We start from the raw sequence: 16648 nt of genomic DNA on the forward strand, positions 1-16648 counted from the left end.
TACGCAGGCAAAAATTTTTTTGCAATGATTGATTTTGATGAAATAACTGGTACAGAGGTATTTAAGGGATGCTCTAAGAAAGAGACCGTAGAATTTCTTAAAAAATGTTCACTTAAAGAGGAATATTATAAGACCGGAGATTTTATAGCAATGCAGGATGATACTTGCTCCTCTTTATACTTGCTTACAGAGGGAAATATTATTGCTAAAATGACAAATGAAGAGGGGAAGGAGGTTATAATTGACCACTTGAAATCTCCTGATATCCTGGCACCTGCGTTTATCTTTGGGAGTGAGAATTATTTTCCCGTCTCATTACAGGCTGAAAACGACTGCAAGCTTTACGCTCTTTCCAGAGAGGACTTCCTTAAAATCATGGAGGCAGATTCAACTGTATTGCGTAACTTCTTGAGAATCATTTCAGATCGCAGTGAGTTTTTAAGCAGAAAAGTTAATGAATTCGCTTTGCAAAACTTGACAGAAAGAATCATTACATATCTTAAATTCCAGAGAAAAATCTCCAACGTTCAAGACGTGGCCTTTATCTTTGGTGTTGCAAGGCCCTCACTATCAAGGGCTATATCTATGCTCGCAGAAAAGGGCGTAATCAAAAAAACCGATGAGGGGTATGTGCTGAGTTAACTCCTTCAGTGTCAACCTAGCTTCTTCTCAATGACGTCTTTCAAAATAAGTGCGTGATTTTTAGGAGCTTTGGAGGCATAGAGCAAAGTGACCGTATTGTATCCTGCAGCGCGCCAGCCCTGAATTAAACTGTCGAGAGCTTCAGAATGTTCCAGCATTTTTTTATAGCTTTTGCGGAAGGCATCCCAATTATTCTCCATGTCTGCGTGAAATGTTTTCCTCATCTCATCCGTGGGAGTAATCTCTTTTGCCCAGTAATTCATTAAGTTAGGACTTTTCTTAACTCCGCGCGGCCAAAGTTTATCTACCAGGACCCTGTAACCGTCATCCTCTGCGGGAGCATCATAAATACGTTTTAGTTTTATGTTCATATCGGATGTTAGAATTTTCTGAAAATAAGAACCTTTGCGGGATGATTGAATTTTAATAAAGCATTACTTTCCGCAAACTCATTGAGCGTGGCCTTCCACCACATATCAAACTTCACATTATCAAGCGGATATACTAATCCCTTAGATTTAATGCGCAGTGTTGGATCAAATGCAAAAAATGAGATTTGCTCACCTTTCTTTTGTGACGCCAAACTTCTTGGTCGCCCTGTGATTTTAAAGCTGTCCAGGTAAGGGATGAAGGTGCCGTAATCTGTTATTATCTCGACAGTTATATTGTATGGATCACCTTTATCTGTTTTGAGTTTTTTATTACCTGTAGTTGCTTTGGCAGAGAAGTTCTGTTTAAGCACCTCTGCGTAATCTGCAAGCAATGAGATGTTCCCAAGCGTGTGATCTTCCCTTTTGCCAGTTGCCCCAAGAATTATAATCTTGTATTGTGTTTGTAATGAGCTATTTGCGCGTGCCGACTTTGTGGTAGTAGCGTTTTCAGCTTTTGACTTTGCAATAGCATCATTTGCTATTTTTGCAGCCCCTGCCTCTTCTTTGACTAGTTGCAGCGCAAACTCAAACGCCTTAGTCTGGTCATTGTTCTTCTGGCTGGAATTTTTGTGAATGAGTTTCTTGTATTTTTTCTGGTTGGCTGCGGACAAAGTGTCCATATCTCCAACAATATAATCTGGTGTAAATCTGTTTTTGGCAAGATTAACCACGGTCCCGTCACAGGCAATGATTATCCCATTGCGCTTGCCGGCAGAATTGCTTTTGCTTGGCGCGCCCCCGGCTGCATCCCGCAAAACTTTAAGCGGCTGTTTTGCAGTGGGAAAGTCTCCGTCACAAACAATAATTATGTTCTTCTGTTTCATCTTAGATAAATCAAAGGTATTCCACTTTTATTTGTTATCAAAATTTGGATATTTGAATATTGTTCGTAAATTTGCGAACAATAAGATGTGTTAGAGTTGCTGACAAACATTGTTAAAAGCTTGTAACCACTTAGTAATTAAATAAGCTCATGAATAAGAACAAGAAATATACGGAGCAGCAAGAGAAGCTGGCAAAGTTTGCAAAGGCATTGGGACATCCTGCGCGTATTGCAATTTTAGATTTCCTGGCTAAACGTGATACTTGTTTCTTTGGCGGCATTAATGATGAGCTTCCAATTGCAAAGGCAACTGTTTCTCAGCATCTCAAAGAGTTGAAAAATGCAGGCTTAATCCAGGGAGAGATAGAGGGGCCAAAAGTGAAGTATTGTATTAATAGAGATAATTGGGCGCTTGCAAAGCAAGTTTTTGGAGAGTTCTTTTGCAATTGCCAAAAGAAGAAGGGCGGGTGCTGCTAAATTTTTTTAGTTATGTTGTTCGTTGTTTTACGAATTGCGAACAAGCAGCAACAACACAACATTGACAAATGATATTTAACAAATAATAAATAAGATTATGGTAATTAAAGTTTTAGGAACAGGATGCAGCAAATGCAAGGCATTATATGCTGCAGTTGAGAAAGTTGTAAAAGAGAATGGTATTAATGCTGAGCTGATTAAAGAGGAGGATTTGGAGAAGATTATGTCATATCATGTTATGGCTCTGCCGGCATTAGTGGTTGATGAAAAGGTTGTTGCTAAGGGGGTTATCTCTGAGGCTGAAATTAAAAAAGCATTGATGCCAGCTAAGTAGTTTTATAAATAGAGTTTATAAATAACGTTTAAAAAAACGTTTATAAATAGTTTTATATTAATATGTTGCAAAGATTTGCAGATTGGCTGGCTTATGGAATTTTGAGCCTGGACGCACAGTCCAGACTCGGGTCGGCCGTTGATTTTTTTATTTATGATACAATCAAGATTTTAATCTTGCTGTTTATAATCAGTTCTGTAATGGGAGTAATTAATGCTTATTTCCCTATAGAGAGATTACGTAATTATCTGACAAAACATAAGTTATACGGTCTGCAATATTTCTTTGCCTCATTCTTTGGAGCAATAACTCCGTTCTGTTCCTGTTCATCCATTCCGCTTTTTATCGGTTTTGTAAAAGGAGGAATACCGCTGGGGGTAACCTTTTCATTTCTTATAACGTCTCCGCTGGTTAATGAAGTGGCCGTTGCTATGTTCTTGGGTACCTTTGGTTTACGTATTACCGTTATCTATGTTGTCAGCGGTATCTTGCTTGGAATTATTGGCGGCTTTGTGCTTGGCAAAATGAAATTGGAACCTTATCTGAGTGATTGGGTCAAAAAAATTCAGAAGGATTCAACGGCAGAAACTAAGCAGTGGGAGAGAGATAAGGCTACTTTTATGCAGCGTCTCCCTGGTATTATTCATGATTCCTGGGGGATTGTAAAAGGTGTGCTGCTGTATGTTATTATTGGTATCGCGATAGGTGGTGCAATTCACGGTTATGTTCCTGAGGGATTTTTCCAGCAGCACATGTCTCAAAGCAATTGGTATGCGGTTCCGTTGTCTGTCATTCTTGGAGTGCCTATGTACGCCAATGCAGCTGGTATTGTGCCTGTTATAGAGGTCTTTGTAGCAAAGGGAATCCCAATTGGAACGGCGTTAGCTTTTATGATGGCGGTTGTTGGATTATCATTGCCGGAGGCAACGTTGCTTAAAAAAGTAATGACGTGGAAACTGATTGGAATTTTCTTTGGGACAATAACTCTGTTTATTATCCTGTCCGGTTACTTGTTTAACTGGCTCTTGTAGTTTTCAATTCCGCGGAAGCCGCGCAGGAAGTCTTCTGTTTTCATCCGCTTTTTGCCTGCCATCTGCAATTCTTTTACTTCCAGTTGGTTGCCATCTCCACAAGTAATGCGGATGTATGTTTTGCCGTCAGTTGTCAGGCTCCCGACAGATTTTTTTTGCAAGGTTTCATTGCATAAATCCGTTGAGTAAATTTTTACGTCAATGGATTTTTCTTCACCTTCAAGTACAGTAGTGGCGCCGGGATAAGGGGAAAGCCCGCGTACCTGAGCATCAATTTGTTGCGCGCTTCTGTTCCAATCTATGCGGCAAGTCTCTTTTGTGATTTTTGGAGCCGGGCAGGGTTCAAGCTTGCTTGAATTTGCTGTTGCTGTTGTTGTTGCTGTTGCAGTAATATCATCCTGTGCAACAGCCTTTAATGTCCCTGCTTCAAGACCGCGAACCGTATCCACAACCAACTTGGCGCCCATTGACATCAGCTTGTCATGCAGCGTTCCCATTGTTTCACGCGGCTCAACAGGGCAGTGTTCTTGCATTAAAATCTTCCCGGTATCTATCTGCTCATCAATGAAAAATGTAGTTACACCCGTCTCTTTTTCTCCGTTCATTATTGCCCAGTTGATGGGGGCGGCGCCTCTGTATCTTGGCAGCAATGAACCGTGCAGGTTGAATGTTCCAAACTTTGGCATCTGCCAGACGCACTGCGGTAACATTCTAAAAGCCACAACAATAAAGATATCTGCATTAAAAGAGGAAAGCTCTTTTAGGAAATTTTCATCCCTTAATTTTTCTGGCTGGAGTACGGGAATATTTTTTGAGCAAGCAAATTTTTTCACATCGCTCTCAGCAAGCTGAAGCCCGCGGCCCTTTGGCCTGTCGGGAACTGTAACAACAGCCGCAACATTGTAGCCATTGTCCAGCAGCGCTTTAAGAGGGGCAACCGCAAATTCCGGAGTGCCCATGTATATGATTTTTCCTATTTTCATTTGATTTCCCCTTTGTCTGCTTCAGCCTTCTCCCTGGCTTCTCTCTCATGCCACTCACGGTCCTCACGCTCAGCCTCTTTGCGCTGTTCCTCCTTCTCCAGTCTAAACTGAATTCTCTTGGCCTTGCTGAACAATCCTTTGAAGAAATTGCCAATATTGTTAAATAGTACCTCCGGGTTAAACAATGATGAGTCCTTTGTAGATTTCCAAGTTAAAAATGCGCCAATAGGGGCAAGAACAATGGTTGAGATAAATGCGCCGGAGAATGGATCCACCGCACCGTCATTTGCCAGCTTTTTGCCGCTAATGTCTACTACCCAGTACAATACAAAGAATAGAATTGAAATAATTGCAGGAGTTCCCAATCCGCCCTTGCGTACAATTGCGCCGATTGGAGCTCCGATAAAGAAGAAAATAAGGCACGCGATTGAAAGAGTGAACTTTCTGTAACTTTCTATTTTTGTGCGCCTTAATGGATATGCTGAGTTGTAAAGTTCTGCCGCATAAAATTCTGCAGTTTGTTTCTGTACATCAATATTTGAAATAGCCTCCCTGTATGCGGTTTTCTCTTGATTTTTATCTTTCCACTTGAATAGGCTGTTTAGCGCAAAAGACTTCTTAAATCCCTTATTTCTAGTGGAATCCAGCTGTTCTTGATGACTTAAATTATCTCCCGTCAAAGCCCTCATTGTCTGCATATCCAGGCTTTTGTTGTACTCCTTTGTCAGAGAGTCCCTGTCATATTTTAGCTGCTTAAGGTTCTTTGACATAACCTCGCTTCCGTACTTTGCTTTATCAGATTTTTGGAAAGCATAATTCTGCAAAGGAATTGTAACCATCTGATATTTAAACTGTATCTTCTGAACTTGAAGTGAGGTATCGGCAAAATTTAATTTGTTTGTTTCCTGATAGTTTGTACCGTGGTGCAGAACAATAACAAGACTCTTTTTATCTTCTGAAAGAGAGAAACGTCCGGAGTCGGCGACAGTCAAATCTACATTGCCGTTATCCTTTGTATGGTTATAGACCATGATGCCATGCATCAAATCATTCTTGTCTCTGTTTGTAACTCTTATGGAGTAACCATCTATGCCGCTGTAGAATACACCTGTCGGGATTTTAATTTCATCCTTTGTTTTTCCGATGTCCTCTCTCAAAGTGTAAATCTTGTTATAAGCAACCGGTATCAAATTATTAGAGGCAAAAAATGCTCCAATTACAATGAACACAGCCACATAAGAAAGAGGCATCATAATTCTCTGCAAAGAAATTCCTGCCGCTTTCATTGCCAGCAACTCGCTGTTTTCTCCAAGGCTGCCCATTGTCATGATAGAGGCAAGCAATGTTGCAAGTGGCAGAGCCAGAGGGATTAACGTACAGCAACCCCATCCCATGAACTCAACAATGACACCAAAACTCAATCCTTTGCCGACCAGCTCGTCTATGTACAGCCATAGGAACTGCATCACCAAAATAAAGGTGACAATCAAAAAAGTTAAGATGAAGGGGCCTAAAAAGGACTTCAGCATATACAAGTCCAATGTCTTGATATGCAGAATGTTCCAGTTTATTCTCTTCCTCTTAAAATTCATTATAAAATTCCTGGCAGTTAAAAGTTTTTTTAGTTAATCGTAGCCGGTTCAGCCGCAGCTATTTTTTAATAATCTTAATCAGGCACTCAACTGCAGCCTCAAGTCCGTCAACATTTTTACCTCCCGCACTTGCAAAGAACGGCTGTCCGCCGCCGCCGCCTTGTATGAATTTGGCAGCTTCCCTGATATCCTTGCCTGCATTAAATCCCTGGTTAACAATATCATCCGTGTACATCAAAGTTAAAGTAGGCTTGTCGCCGTAATTGCTTGCTCCTATAAACACAGAGTGCTTTGCTTCCGCTTTAATCATGAATGCTATGTTCTTTACAATCTCAGCAGGATACATCCCTTTCAGCACCATCAAATCTATTCCTCCAACATGCTGCGCGCTAGCCATAATCTTATTCTTCATCTCCGCGGATTTCTCCTTCACCATCTGCTCGGCTTCCTTCTTAAACTGCTCATTATCAGAAAGAAGTTTCTTTATATTTTCAATAACATTTGGTGCGTTGTTAAACAAATCCTTTATTGAAATCATCAAATCTTCCAAACTATATTCAACCTCTTCCGCACCCTCTCCTGTTGTTGCTTCAATTCTTCTGACACCTGCTGCAATAGCACTCTCAGAGAGAATCTTAAAATATCCAATTCTTCCTGTAGAAGCAATGTGCGTGCCGCCGCAGAATTCAACTGAATCTCCAAATTTTATTATGCGGACTTTGTTTCCGTATTTCTCTCCAAATAAGGCAATTGCACCACTCTTGCGAGCCTCTTCAATTGGAACGTTGCGCCTCTCGTCTTTCTCATAGTCTGCACGAATCATTGCGTTCACAATTTTTTCTGTCTCTCTTAATTTTTCCGGACTGACTTTTTCAAAATGTGAAAAGTCAAATCTTAAAACATGAGAATCCACATAAGAACCCTTCTGCTCAATATGAGTGCCAAGAACTTTTCTCAGCGCAAAATCCAGCAGGTGGGTAGCGCTGTGGTTGGCCGTTGTGCGCAGTCTCTTGTTCTCATCTATTTGTGCTGTAAATAAGGTATTTACATCATCTGGCAATTTATCGGCCACATGAATTGAAAGTCCGTTTTCTTTTATTGTGTTAAGAATCTTTATGCTCCCGACAGGTATATTATTTTGCGTTGCGTTTGCATTTTGTGTTGTGTTTGCATTTTGCGTTGCACTGTTATTTTCCGCAACAATATAACCTGTATCACCAACCTGTCCGCCGCTCTCTGCGTAGAACGGAGTCTTATCCAGAACAATGTGATAAACTTCCTTTCCTTTTGTCTTTACGCTTCTGTACTTCAATATTTTAACACCGTGCTCCACAGTAACGTCATAACCTGTAAATACCGGTTCTGAATAGGGATGAACTTCTATCCAGTCTCCCTCTTTTTTGCTCTCGGCATTTCTGCTGCGGGCCTTCTGTTTTCCAAGCTCAACTTCAAATCCCTTTAAATCCACAGTCAAACCGTTCTCCTTGGCAATCAGCTCTGTAAGGTCTATCGGGAACCCGAACGTATCATACAAAACAAATGCATCTGTTCCGCTGATTTCAGCAGAACTTCCCTCTTTTGTTTTGCATTTTGCAACCAAATCATCCATCATCTTAATGCCTCTGTCCAAGGTCTTTAAGAATGCATCTTCTTCTTCCTTTGTAACTTTCTCTATAAGCTGCTGTTGTTTTTTAATCTCGGGATAAGCATCACCCATCTGCGCAACTAACGTTGGCACAAGGCGATACAGCAAAGGTTCTTTAACTCCCAGGAATGTATATGCATAACGTACAGCGCGTCTTAAAATTCTTCTGATAACATAACCTGCCTTTACATTGGATGGAAGCTGGCCGTCGGCAATTGAAAAAGTAATTGCCCTTGTGTGGTCTGCAATAACTCTCATTGCAATTCTAACTTTCTCATCTGCAGTCTTATAATCTTTGCCTGCAAGTTCTCCAATCTTATCCAGAAGAGGAGTGAAAACGTCAGTATCATAATTGCTCTTCTTCCCCTGCATTGCCATACACAATCTCTCAAAGCCCATTCCCGTATCCACATTTTTATGAGGAAGCGGCTCCAGTGTTCCGTCAGCTTTTCTGTTATACTGCATGAACACCAAATTCCAAATTTCAATAACAAGCGGATTAGACTGATTTACAAGCTCTTTACCTGGAACTTTTGCGCGCTCTGCATCATCTCTCAGGTCTATGTGAATCTCGCTGCAAGTACCGCAAGGTCCCATGTCTCCCATCTCCCAGAAGTTGTCATGCTTATTTCCAAGAAGAATTCTCTCTGCAGGCAAATACTTGAGCCAGGCCTCTTTAGCCTCACTGTCCATATCTACCTTATCCTCTTTGCTCCCTTCAAAAACAGTAGCATATAATCTGTCGGGATTAAGCTTAAAGACTTTTGTCAAAAGCTCCCACGCCCACTCAATGGCTTCTGCTTTAAAATAGTCTCCAAAGCTCCAGTTGCCAAGCATTTCAAACATTGTGTGGTGATAGGTATCATGTCCAACCTCCTCTAAGTCATTGTGCTTCCCGCTAACCCTCAGGCACTTCTGAGAATCAGCAGCCCTTTTTGCAAAGGCAGGCGCATTGCCAAGGAAGATGTCCTTAAACTGATTCATGCCTGCGTTGGTAAACATCAACGTCGGGTCATTCTTAACTATCATCGGCGCAGAGGGGACAATCTTATGTCCCTTTGATTCAAAAAAGCGCAGAAATTCTGCTCGTATTTCTTTTGAAGTCATCATATAGCTTGTGTTATTAAACGGTGTAAAAAATTTTTTAATGGCTCTGGGCCCCTTCTATCTATCCTCGCACGCAATTTGCAAAAATAACTATTTGATTTAAATTTGTCACCTTAATGGCATCTAAAAAGAGATATGAATTTAACGCAGAGACTCTTGCGTATGAGCTTCATAAAGTTCCTTTAATGAAGCGGCTAAGCAAGGGGATGATAGTTTTCCTGTTATCTCTTGTAGCGGCCGGATGCTGGTACATGCTGTACATCAAAGTGTTAAAGCTGGAGACTCCGCGTACAATCCAGCTGCGTCAGACTACCGCAAGACTGCATTCAAAGCTGGAAGTTCTAAACAGGAGGATGGCTGCAAACAAGAGTATTCTTAGAGAATTGCAGATGAGGGGACAACAATGTCTACAGACCAATTTTTGGAATGGATGATATCCCTGCGGATGTGCGAGATGCCGGCTACGGATTTCCGGAAAAATATGTTTGGCTGCAGAACTTTGACAACTCAGATTTTATGGTTGCATCAGATATGCAGATGGATATGCTCTATAAAAAAGCATATATACAATCTCTTAGTTATGACAAGGTTGAGAAAATGGCAAAACGGGCGGGGGAGATGGCTTCCTGTGTTCCTACAATTCCGCCGGTGTTCTTGAATCATATAAAATTTTCCAGCGGTTTTGGTGTAAGGGTAGATCCTATAGAGGGTGGCGGAAGAATGCATGCCGGTATTGATTTGGCCGGGCATCAGGGAGAGCCTATTTATGCAACAGGTAACGGAAGAGTTGCGGAAGTGGATTATTCATTCTTCGGATATGGTAATGAGGTTGTGGTTGATCACGGTTTTGGATATAGGACAAGGTATGCGCATTTATCCAGGGCTATTGTGAGACCGGGTGCGTATGTGCAAAGAGGTCAGCAGATTGCAATGATGGGGAGTACGGGGCGCAGTACGGGAACGCATCTGCATTATGAGGTGGAGTATCGCGGGAGCAAGGTTAATCCGATGAATTATTTTAAGAAGGATATTTCTCCGGAGGAGTATTCACGTATGATTAAAAGGGAATAAATTTTTTGAATAGTTCTGCCTCGCCTTATCCATCCTCGCCTCCCCTATTTTGCTGCGCAAAGGGATCGGCTGCGGCTGAGCCGGCTGCGGCAGAATATTCAAAAAAATTTATTTTTAATGAAAAGTAGCAACTTGAATGGCAAAGAAAAATAAATATCGGTTCAGCAGAGAACAACTCAAATTCGTGGAAGACAAACTCACCACGCGCGGCCGCATATGGCTGGTTGTAAAGTACTTGCTGGCCAGCATCTTGCTTACCATTCTTTACTATTTTGTATTTTCCAGCATAATTTACACCGGCAAGGACAGACGCATCATGCGGCAAAACCGCGCTATGCAACAGGAATACAGGCAGATGCAGAAACAGCTTGTGGTTCTCAACGGAACAGTTGCCTCTTTGCAGGAGAGGGACCGGGACATTTATCATACAATTTTTAATGCAGATCCTCCAGATTATTCTCCGCTTGCGCAGCGTGCTGCGTCATACGATTATGACCTGGACACCGTTAATAATAAGCATATTATAAGGATGATGAAAAGCGGGCTGGATACGGCTGTGGCAGGAGCCCTCAGCGTCAGAACATCCATTGACTCAATAAGAAGCGCATTTAACTACCTTGGCAAGAGTGTTAGGAATATCCCTTCTTTGGTCCCGATAGGAAATTTTACTCCTCAACAAGTTGGAGCATCTGTCGGGAAAAAAATAAATCCATTCTTTAAAAGTGTAGTTGCTCACAATGGACTTGATTTGCCCGCGGCGTCCGGCACTGAAATTCTTGCGCCGGCTGATGGTGTGGTGGAAAAGATGCCAAAAGGGGAGGACCGCAGCAGCGGCAAGTCCTTCAGCATCAACCATCAAAACGGATATCACACCCGCTATGCAAATGTTGGAATTGTGTATGTGCGTGCAGGACAGAGTGTTAAGCAAGGCATGGTAATAGGGCGCGTTGGAATGTCCGGCATGTCAATGGCACCGCACTTGCACTATGAGGTAGTCTTCAATGGCCGCTATATGAATCCCGTCAACTACTTCTTTGGTTCATTAGACTTGCATACTTACATGGATGTCATCTCCGCCGCCCAGAACACCGGTCAGTCACTGGATTAATACGGCGCTCCTCATTTGCTCTTCATTCGCTCCTAATTCGCAATGTTGCAGGAATAATTGCCAGCGACTCGTTCTGGCTTACTTCTCGCTAATGATTTTCTGGTGAAAATCATTGCTCGTACGAAACGCACTCACTCGTCCGCTGGCAATTATTCCTGCAACGTGGTGATGTGATGTAAGTGTGCGTATAGGCTTTGAGAATCAATGAGTTATGATTTGGCCGAATCTGTAGAATCGGCCAAACTGTAACTCTCTAGTACACAATGGCACCCACAGAACTTATTAAACATCAGTGCTCCATTCGTTTAAATACTTTGCATTTTTGAAAATACTGTTGTCCTTCTGATATCTTAACTTATCTAGCCGGACCTTATTAAATCTGTCGAGAGTATGATAATTATTAAAAAGCAGAGATGAGTCAATATCAATAAATTGTCTTAAAGGGGTTCTGCATTTTGTGTAAAGAAGATAGGAACTGTAAGGGTACCCGCCAGGTTTTTTGCATAAATTAGCAACTACCGGATTATTAATAATATACAGCAATGCATCCAACTGCCATTCAAGTTCAGGCTTATGTACAATCTTAGCCGGAGTTTCAATAAAATTTTTACCTATGTCATGTTTGTAATATGCATAGCTGCAGTAACTCCTTATTAATGATATTGTAACCTCATTTATAAAATCACTTTTTATGAGCATATGCACGTGATTTGTCATAAGCACAAATGCATAAATATTTGATTCATACCGTGTTAATGATTTGTTCAAATAAAATAAAAACCTATAATAATCTTCTTTCCTAAAGAATATATTATACCTCATAGCTCCCCTGAACATGACATGATAAACATTTTTAAAAAATCTCTTTTCCTCTCGCGCAGGTGAAACGATTTGCACCCCATCGCCAACATAATAATCTTCTAACTCCATTATTCCCAATATTTTAAATTCATTTTAAAATACAACTTACGTGCAGCGGCATTATTAGCTGCGGCAAATTTTTACGTGTAGCAGCATTATTAGCTACAGCAAATTTTTACGTGCAGCAGCATTATTAGCTGCGGCAAATTTTTACGTGCAGCAGCATTATTAGCTACAGCAAATTTTTGCATGCAGCAGCATTATTAGCTGCGGCAAATTTTTACGTGCAGCAGCATTAACAGCATGTGAATTATCACATGCTAATATTTTTGGCGGAGATAAGATGGCTGTGATGTAGCCGTCTTGTAGTACAAAGTTAATTTTTTATTTTGTATCGCGATAGATATTTTCTTTTTTTATAAGTGTGCGTATCGGCATTGAGAATCAATGAGTTATGATTTGGCCGAATCTGTAGATTCGTCCAAACTGCAATCCTTTGATACACAGTGCCGCCTACAGAACTTATTTTCTCAATACGGCGGGAAAAAACATTATCTTTGCTAGCGTTATGACAACAGCAGAAAAAATTTCTAGTGGAAAGGTGTATTACACTATAGGTGAGGTCTCTGAGATTTTGAAGGAGAATGCCTCGCTGGTTAGGTTTTGGGCGGAGAAGTTCCCGCAGTTTATTAAGCCTGCGCGCAACAAGAAGGGCAATCGGTTGTTTACGGCAAAGGACGTGGAGAATTTTAGGCTTATTCACCACTTTGTCAAGGATTTGGGGATGACGCTGGAGGGTGCTGAGCGCCGAATGAAGGATAATGCTACGGGGGAGGATAAGCGGCTGGAGGTGATTACTCGGTTGAATTCCATTAAGGAGAAATTGCAAAGTGTTGCCAGACAAATTGCTGAAGGTAAGGGTGTTGCAGGCGGAGATATTGAAAAGGACGCTGTTGAGGATATTGAGAAAGCTGTAGCGAATGAGGATATTGAGGAGGCTGTAGCGAATGAGGATATTGAGAAAGCTGTAGCGAATGAGGATATTGAGGAGGCTGTAGCGGTTGAGGATATTGAGAAAGCTGTAGCGAACAAGGATATTGAGAAAGCTGTAGCGAACAAGGATATTGAGAAAGCTGACGCTATTGAAGATATTGGGGAGGCTATTGCTAATGAGGATATTGCAAAAAGAGGTGCAGCTGAAGAAGATGGTGATAATGCAGATAACAAAGAATTTTCGGATGAAGATTTTCCGGAGGATAAATAATGCCTAGAACAGCTAGAACAGCTAGAACAGTGAGAGCCATGAAAGCAATGAGATCAGTGAAGGTGGTTAGAGCCATTGACATAGCCGGGGCGGTGGAGAAGTTTGCACCGCTTAGTACTCAGGTTGAGTGGGATAACAGCGGTTTTTCTGTTGGAGACCCTCAAGCAGTTGTGCATAAGGTGCTTATAGCTTTGGATTGTACGCTGGATGTTGTGGAGGAGGCTGTTGAGAAGAAGTGTGATATGATTCTGACTCATCATCCGCTGATTTTCGGTGGGTGCAAGAATATACTCTATAGTGATGCCTGCGGATATAATGGTCCTGCAAATAGGACTTCTTCCGGCACAAGCTGCGTTTTTGAAAGTCTGCAAGGCCGCGCTATAGCAATTGCTATTAAGAACGGTATCACAATTTATTCCAGCCATACGCCGCTGGATAAAGCGCGCGGTGGTCTTAATGACCTGATGGCCAAGAGATTAAATCTGCAGAATTGCAAAGTGCTGAGCGCAGACGGATTCGGAACTGTCGGGAGCTTAAATAGCGGTAATAGCGGTAATAGCGGTAAAAATGGGAATAGAGGGGGTAATGGCAAAGAGGGCATGACAGGAGAGGAGTTTATCAAATTTGTGAAGAAGCAGTTCAATGTGAAGTATTTAAGATGCTCAAAGCCAATAGGGTATGGCATCGCGACAGATTGCAAAAGTGTAGAGGCGGCCGGCAAAATAGCAGCTTTGGATAGGAGAGTGGCCGGCAAAATCACAAAAGTGGCGGTTAGCAGCGGCGCAGGGCAGGGTTCTGTGAGTGATGCTATTGCTGCGGGGGCTCAGGCGCTGGTTACGGCGGACGTCAGCCACCACAATTTTTACCAGCCGGAGGGCTTTATGATTCTGGATATTGGGCATTATGAGAGCGAATGGGGGGCGGTTGCCTTGTTAGAGAGCATTGTTAAGAAAAATTTTTCTAAATTTGCGGTCTCTCTGAGTAAAAGGGATAAAAGCCCCATATATTATTATTAGAGAGAGATTTAATTACAGCTGCAATTCACGCGGCACTGATTTATAGAATATGGCAACAAAACAGACAATAAAGACGGTCAACCCAAAAGTTGTTAAGGGAGAGACCTTTGTATCTTTGCAAATTTCAAAGAATATTGATCCCGACAGTATGGAAAAGAAACTGAAGCTGCTTTATGAGCTTCAGAAGACTGATTCCAGAATAGACAAGATTTACATGCTGAGAGGTGAGCTTCCTTTGGAGGTGCAAGACCTTGAGGATGAGATTCTTGGTCATAAGACAAAGATTGCGGCTCTTGCAAAAGAGGTTAAAGAGATTGAGGCTTTTATCGCCTCTAAGAAGCAGGATATCGTTGGCTCAAAGGCAGCTATAAAGAAGTATGAGCAGCAGCGCAACAATGTCAAGAATAACAGAGAGTTTGATTCTCTTTCCAAAGAGATTGAATATCAGGAACTTGATAGCCAACTTTCTGAAAAGAAGATTGCTGATAATACAAAGATTCTTTTGGAGAAAAAGGCTCTTTTGGATGAGGAAAACGCAGAGCTTAAGGGTCGCCAGGAGGATTTGGCAAATAAGAAGAAAGAGCTTGACGGTATTGTAAAGGAGACGGAGAAAGAGGAGAAGGAGTTGCTTAAACAATCAGAAGAGATTCAGGCACAAATAGATCCGCGTATGCTTGCTGCATATGAAAAAGTTAGGTCTAATGCGCGCAATAAGATGGCCGTTGTTAAGGTTGTCCGCGGCGCATGCGGAGGTTGCTTTAATAAGATTCCTCCTCAAAGACAGATAGATATAGAGAGCAGCAAGAGAATTATTGTTTGCGAATATTGCGGAAGAATTCTTGTTAGCGAGAAGTTTGATGATGAAGATGCTGCCGGAAGCAAGAGCGCATCTAAGGCGGAACCTGCTGATGCAAAGGAGCCTGCAAAGAAAAGTGCTGCAAGAAAGACGACAAAAAAATAGGAAATAAAGCGCGGGAACTTTTGCAAGAGAGCATAAATTCCTTCACAACATAGTGTTATGGAACAAGAGCCTGGAATATTAAGGGAACTTTTCTTCAAACACGTTGCACAAACATCCTCAAAACCTCTTGGATTAAACATAGTTAGGGCTGAGGGTGTTTTTTTATACTCGCCGGAAAAACGTTATCTGGATTTTATTTCCGGAGTATCTGTAAGCAATGTGGGGCACTGCCGCAGAGAAGTCATTGACGCCGTAAAGGAGCAGATGGAAAATTATGCTCACCTTATGGTGTACGGAGAGATGATAGAGTCTCCGCAAGTGCTTCATGCTAAATTGCTTACTTCTATTCTTCCCGACAGTCTTCAAAGTGTTTACTATGTTAACAGCGGCAGCGAGGCCAATGAGGCGGCTATGAAACTTGCAAAGAGAGTGACGGGCCGCAGGGAAATCATAGCTTGTAAAAACGCATATCACGGTAGTTCTCAGGGTTCTATGAGCTTGATGAGTTCAGAAGATTTTAAGAATCCTTTCCGTCCGCTTCTTCCAATGATTAACTTCATTGAGTTCAATAATATAAATTCTTTGAGCGCAATTACGCAACAGACGGCTGCTGTGATAATTGAACCTGTACAGGGTGAGGGAGGGGTTCAGATTCCGCAGCCCGGTTTTCTGAATGAATTGAGGGCAAAATGCACGGAGACAGGAGCTTTGCTGATTTATGATGAGGTGCAAACCGGTTTTGGCCGCACCGGAAAAATGTTCGCGTTCCAAAAATATGGCGACAATGTTGTTCCTGATATTTTGGTGCTGGCAAAGGCGCTTGGGGGCGGACTTCCGCTTGGAGCACTGGTTGCAAGCAATGAACTTATGAGCGCCTGGCAGAATAATCCTCCGCTTGGACACATTACAACTTTTGGCGGCCACCCGGTATGTTGTGCTGCGGCTTTGGCCTCTTTGAAACTTTTATTAACACAGCCTTGGGTAAAAGATGTTGATAAAAAAAGCGCTAGAATTGTAAAGGCTTTAAGCTCGCATCCGCTTGTAAAAGAGATACGTGCAGCCGGCCTGCTAATAGCGGTAGATTTGGGCAGCGCAGAGCTGGCAAAACAAATATTATATTTGCTATTGGATGAAGGGGTGCTTACGGATTGGTTCTTGTTCCAGCCAACTTCTTTTAGAATTGCTCCTCCGCTTTGCATAACTGATGAGGAGATTGATATTGGAACGGCTGCAATTTTAAAAGCGCTTAACAAATTGAAAACAAACTGTCGGGATAAATAATTTTCTTCCCGGCAAATAATT

Annotated in this window: 17 protein-coding genes; 11 read left to right on the forward strand and 6 right to left on the reverse strand. The window is 41.9% G+C overall.

What is annotated here, in order from left to right; all coding sequences use genetic code 11:
* Window positions 1-24 precede the first annotated feature (24 nt).
* Entirely contained in the window at window positions 25-642 is a 618-nt protein-coding gene (locus LKM37_03885; GenBank protein MCI1720148.1) for a Crp/Fnr family transcriptional regulator, read from the forward strand.
* Window positions 643-653: 11 nt separating this feature from the next.
* Here LKM37_03885 and LKM37_03890 read toward each other — a convergent pair whose 3' ends face one another.
* Both LKM37_03890 and LKM37_03895 read right to left on the reverse strand, forming a co-directional pair.
* Complete coding sequence (locus LKM37_03890; protein MCI1720149.1) at window positions 654-1013, reverse strand: DUF488 family protein; 360 nt, start codon at window positions 1011-1013, stop codon at window positions 654-656.
* An 8-nt stretch (window positions 1014-1021) separates the two neighbouring features.
* Window positions 1022-1897: a thiamine pyrophosphokinase gene (locus LKM37_03895; protein ID MCI1720150.1), complete on the reverse strand. Its 876-nt coding sequence runs from the start codon at window positions 1895-1897 to the stop codon at window positions 1022-1024.
* 149 nt (window positions 1898-2046) lie between these two features.
* Between LKM37_03895 and LKM37_03900 the strand changes: the two genes are divergently transcribed.
* The 3 genes from LKM37_03900 (at window position 2047) to LKM37_03910 (ending at window position 3738) form a co-directional block, all read left to right on the forward strand.
* Window positions 2047-2373, forward strand: coding sequence for a winged helix-turn-helix domain-containing protein (locus tag LKM37_03900; GenBank protein MCI1720151.1), 327 nt, complete (start codon window positions 2047-2049; stop codon window positions 2371-2373).
* Between the two features lie 97 nt (window positions 2374-2470).
* The gene (locus tag LKM37_03905; GenBank protein ID MCI1720152.1) at window positions 2471-2707 is read left to right on the forward strand and encodes a thioredoxin family protein; all 237 of its coding nucleotides are present in this window, start codon (window positions 2471-2473) and stop codon (window positions 2705-2707) included.
* A gap of 62 nt (window positions 2708-2769) precedes the next feature.
* The gene (locus LKM37_03910) at window positions 2770-3738 is read left to right on the forward strand and encodes a permease (GenBank protein ID MCI1720153.1); all 969 of its coding nucleotides are present in this window, start codon (window positions 2770-2772) and stop codon (window positions 3736-3738) included.
* Here LKM37_03910 and fmt read toward each other — a convergent pair.
* From fmt to alaS, 3 genes are read right to left on the reverse strand one after another with little or no spacing between them, the layout of a single operon-like run.
* Window positions 3714-4721, reverse strand: coding sequence for a methionyl-tRNA formyltransferase (gene fmt / locus LKM37_03915; GenBank protein MCI1720154.1), 1008 nt, complete (start codon window positions 4719-4721; stop codon window positions 3714-3716). The genes LKM37_03910 and fmt overlap by 25 nt on opposite strands.
* The gene (locus LKM37_03920; protein MCI1720155.1) at window positions 4718-6313 is read right to left on the reverse strand and encodes an LptF/LptG family permease; all 1596 of its coding nucleotides are present in this window, start codon (window positions 6311-6313) and stop codon (window positions 4718-4720) included. Before LKM37_03920 ends, fmt begins: the two co-directional genes overlap by 4 nt.
* 58 nt (window positions 6314-6371) lie before the next feature.
* The gene (alaS, locus tag LKM37_03925; GenBank protein ID MCI1720156.1) at window positions 6372-9068 is read right to left on the reverse strand and encodes an alanine--tRNA ligase; all 2697 of its coding nucleotides are present in this window, start codon (window positions 9066-9068) and stop codon (window positions 6372-6374) included.
* A gap of 113 nt (window positions 9069-9181) precedes the next feature.
* Between alaS and LKM37_03930 the strand changes: the two genes are divergently transcribed.
* From LKM37_03930 to LKM37_03940, 3 genes are all read left to right on the forward strand, one after another.
* Window positions 9182-9499, forward strand: a complete 318-nt coding sequence (locus tag LKM37_03930; GenBank protein ID MCI1720157.1) for a hypothetical protein — start codon at window positions 9182-9184, stop codon at window positions 9497-9499.
* Window positions 9492-10136 (forward strand): M23 family metallopeptidase, encoded by a 645-nt coding sequence (locus LKM37_03935; GenBank protein ID MCI1720158.1) that lies wholly within the window; start codon window positions 9492-9494, stop codon window positions 10134-10136. The genes LKM37_03930 and LKM37_03935 overlap by 8 nt, the downstream gene beginning before the upstream one ends.
* 136 nt (window positions 10137-10272) lie before the next feature.
* Window positions 10273-11244 carry a M23 family metallopeptidase gene (locus LKM37_03940; protein MCI1720159.1) on the forward strand — a complete coding sequence of 324 codons (972 nt, stop codon included), beginning with the start codon at window positions 10273-10275 and terminating at the stop codon, window positions 11242-11244.
* Window positions 11245-11526: 282 nt separating this feature from the next.
* Here the strand turns inward: LKM37_03940 and LKM37_03945 are convergent, their stop codons facing one another.
* Entirely contained in the window at window positions 11527-12174 is a 648-nt protein-coding gene (locus tag LKM37_03945; protein ID MCI1720160.1) for a transposase, read from the reverse strand.
* Window positions 12175-12673: 499 nt separating this feature from the next.
* On the opposite strand from LKM37_03945, the gene LKM37_03950 reads away from it, so the two are divergent.
* The 4 genes from LKM37_03950 to LKM37_03965 are packed head-to-tail and all read left to right on the forward strand — an operon-like array spanning window position 12674 to window position 16627.
* Window positions 12674-13369, forward strand: a complete 696-nt coding sequence (locus LKM37_03950; GenBank protein ID MCI1720161.1) for a MerR family transcriptional regulator — start codon at window positions 12674-12676, stop codon at window positions 13367-13369.
* A 38-nt stretch (window positions 13370-13407) separates the two neighbouring features.
* A complete protein-coding gene (locus tag LKM37_03955; protein MCI1720162.1) occupies window positions 13408-14385 on the forward strand; it encodes a Nif3-like dinuclear metal center hexameric protein in 978 nt (325 codons plus the stop codon).
* 49 nt (window positions 14386-14434) lie between these two features.
* A complete protein-coding gene (locus LKM37_03960) occupies window positions 14435-15346 on the forward strand; it encodes a C4-type zinc ribbon domain-containing protein (GenBank protein ID MCI1720163.1) in 912 nt (303 codons plus the stop codon).
* A 57-nt stretch (window positions 15347-15403) separates the two neighbouring features.
* Complete coding sequence (locus LKM37_03965; protein MCI1720164.1) at window positions 15404-16627, forward strand: aspartate aminotransferase family protein; 1224 nt, start codon at window positions 15404-15406, stop codon at window positions 16625-16627.
* Window positions 16628-16648 lie beyond the last annotated feature (21 nt).

It is taken from the genome of Bacteroidales bacterium (assembly GCA_022647615.1).
Lineage (GTDB): Bacteria > Bacteroidota > Bacteroidia > Bacteroidales > UBA932 > Egerieousia.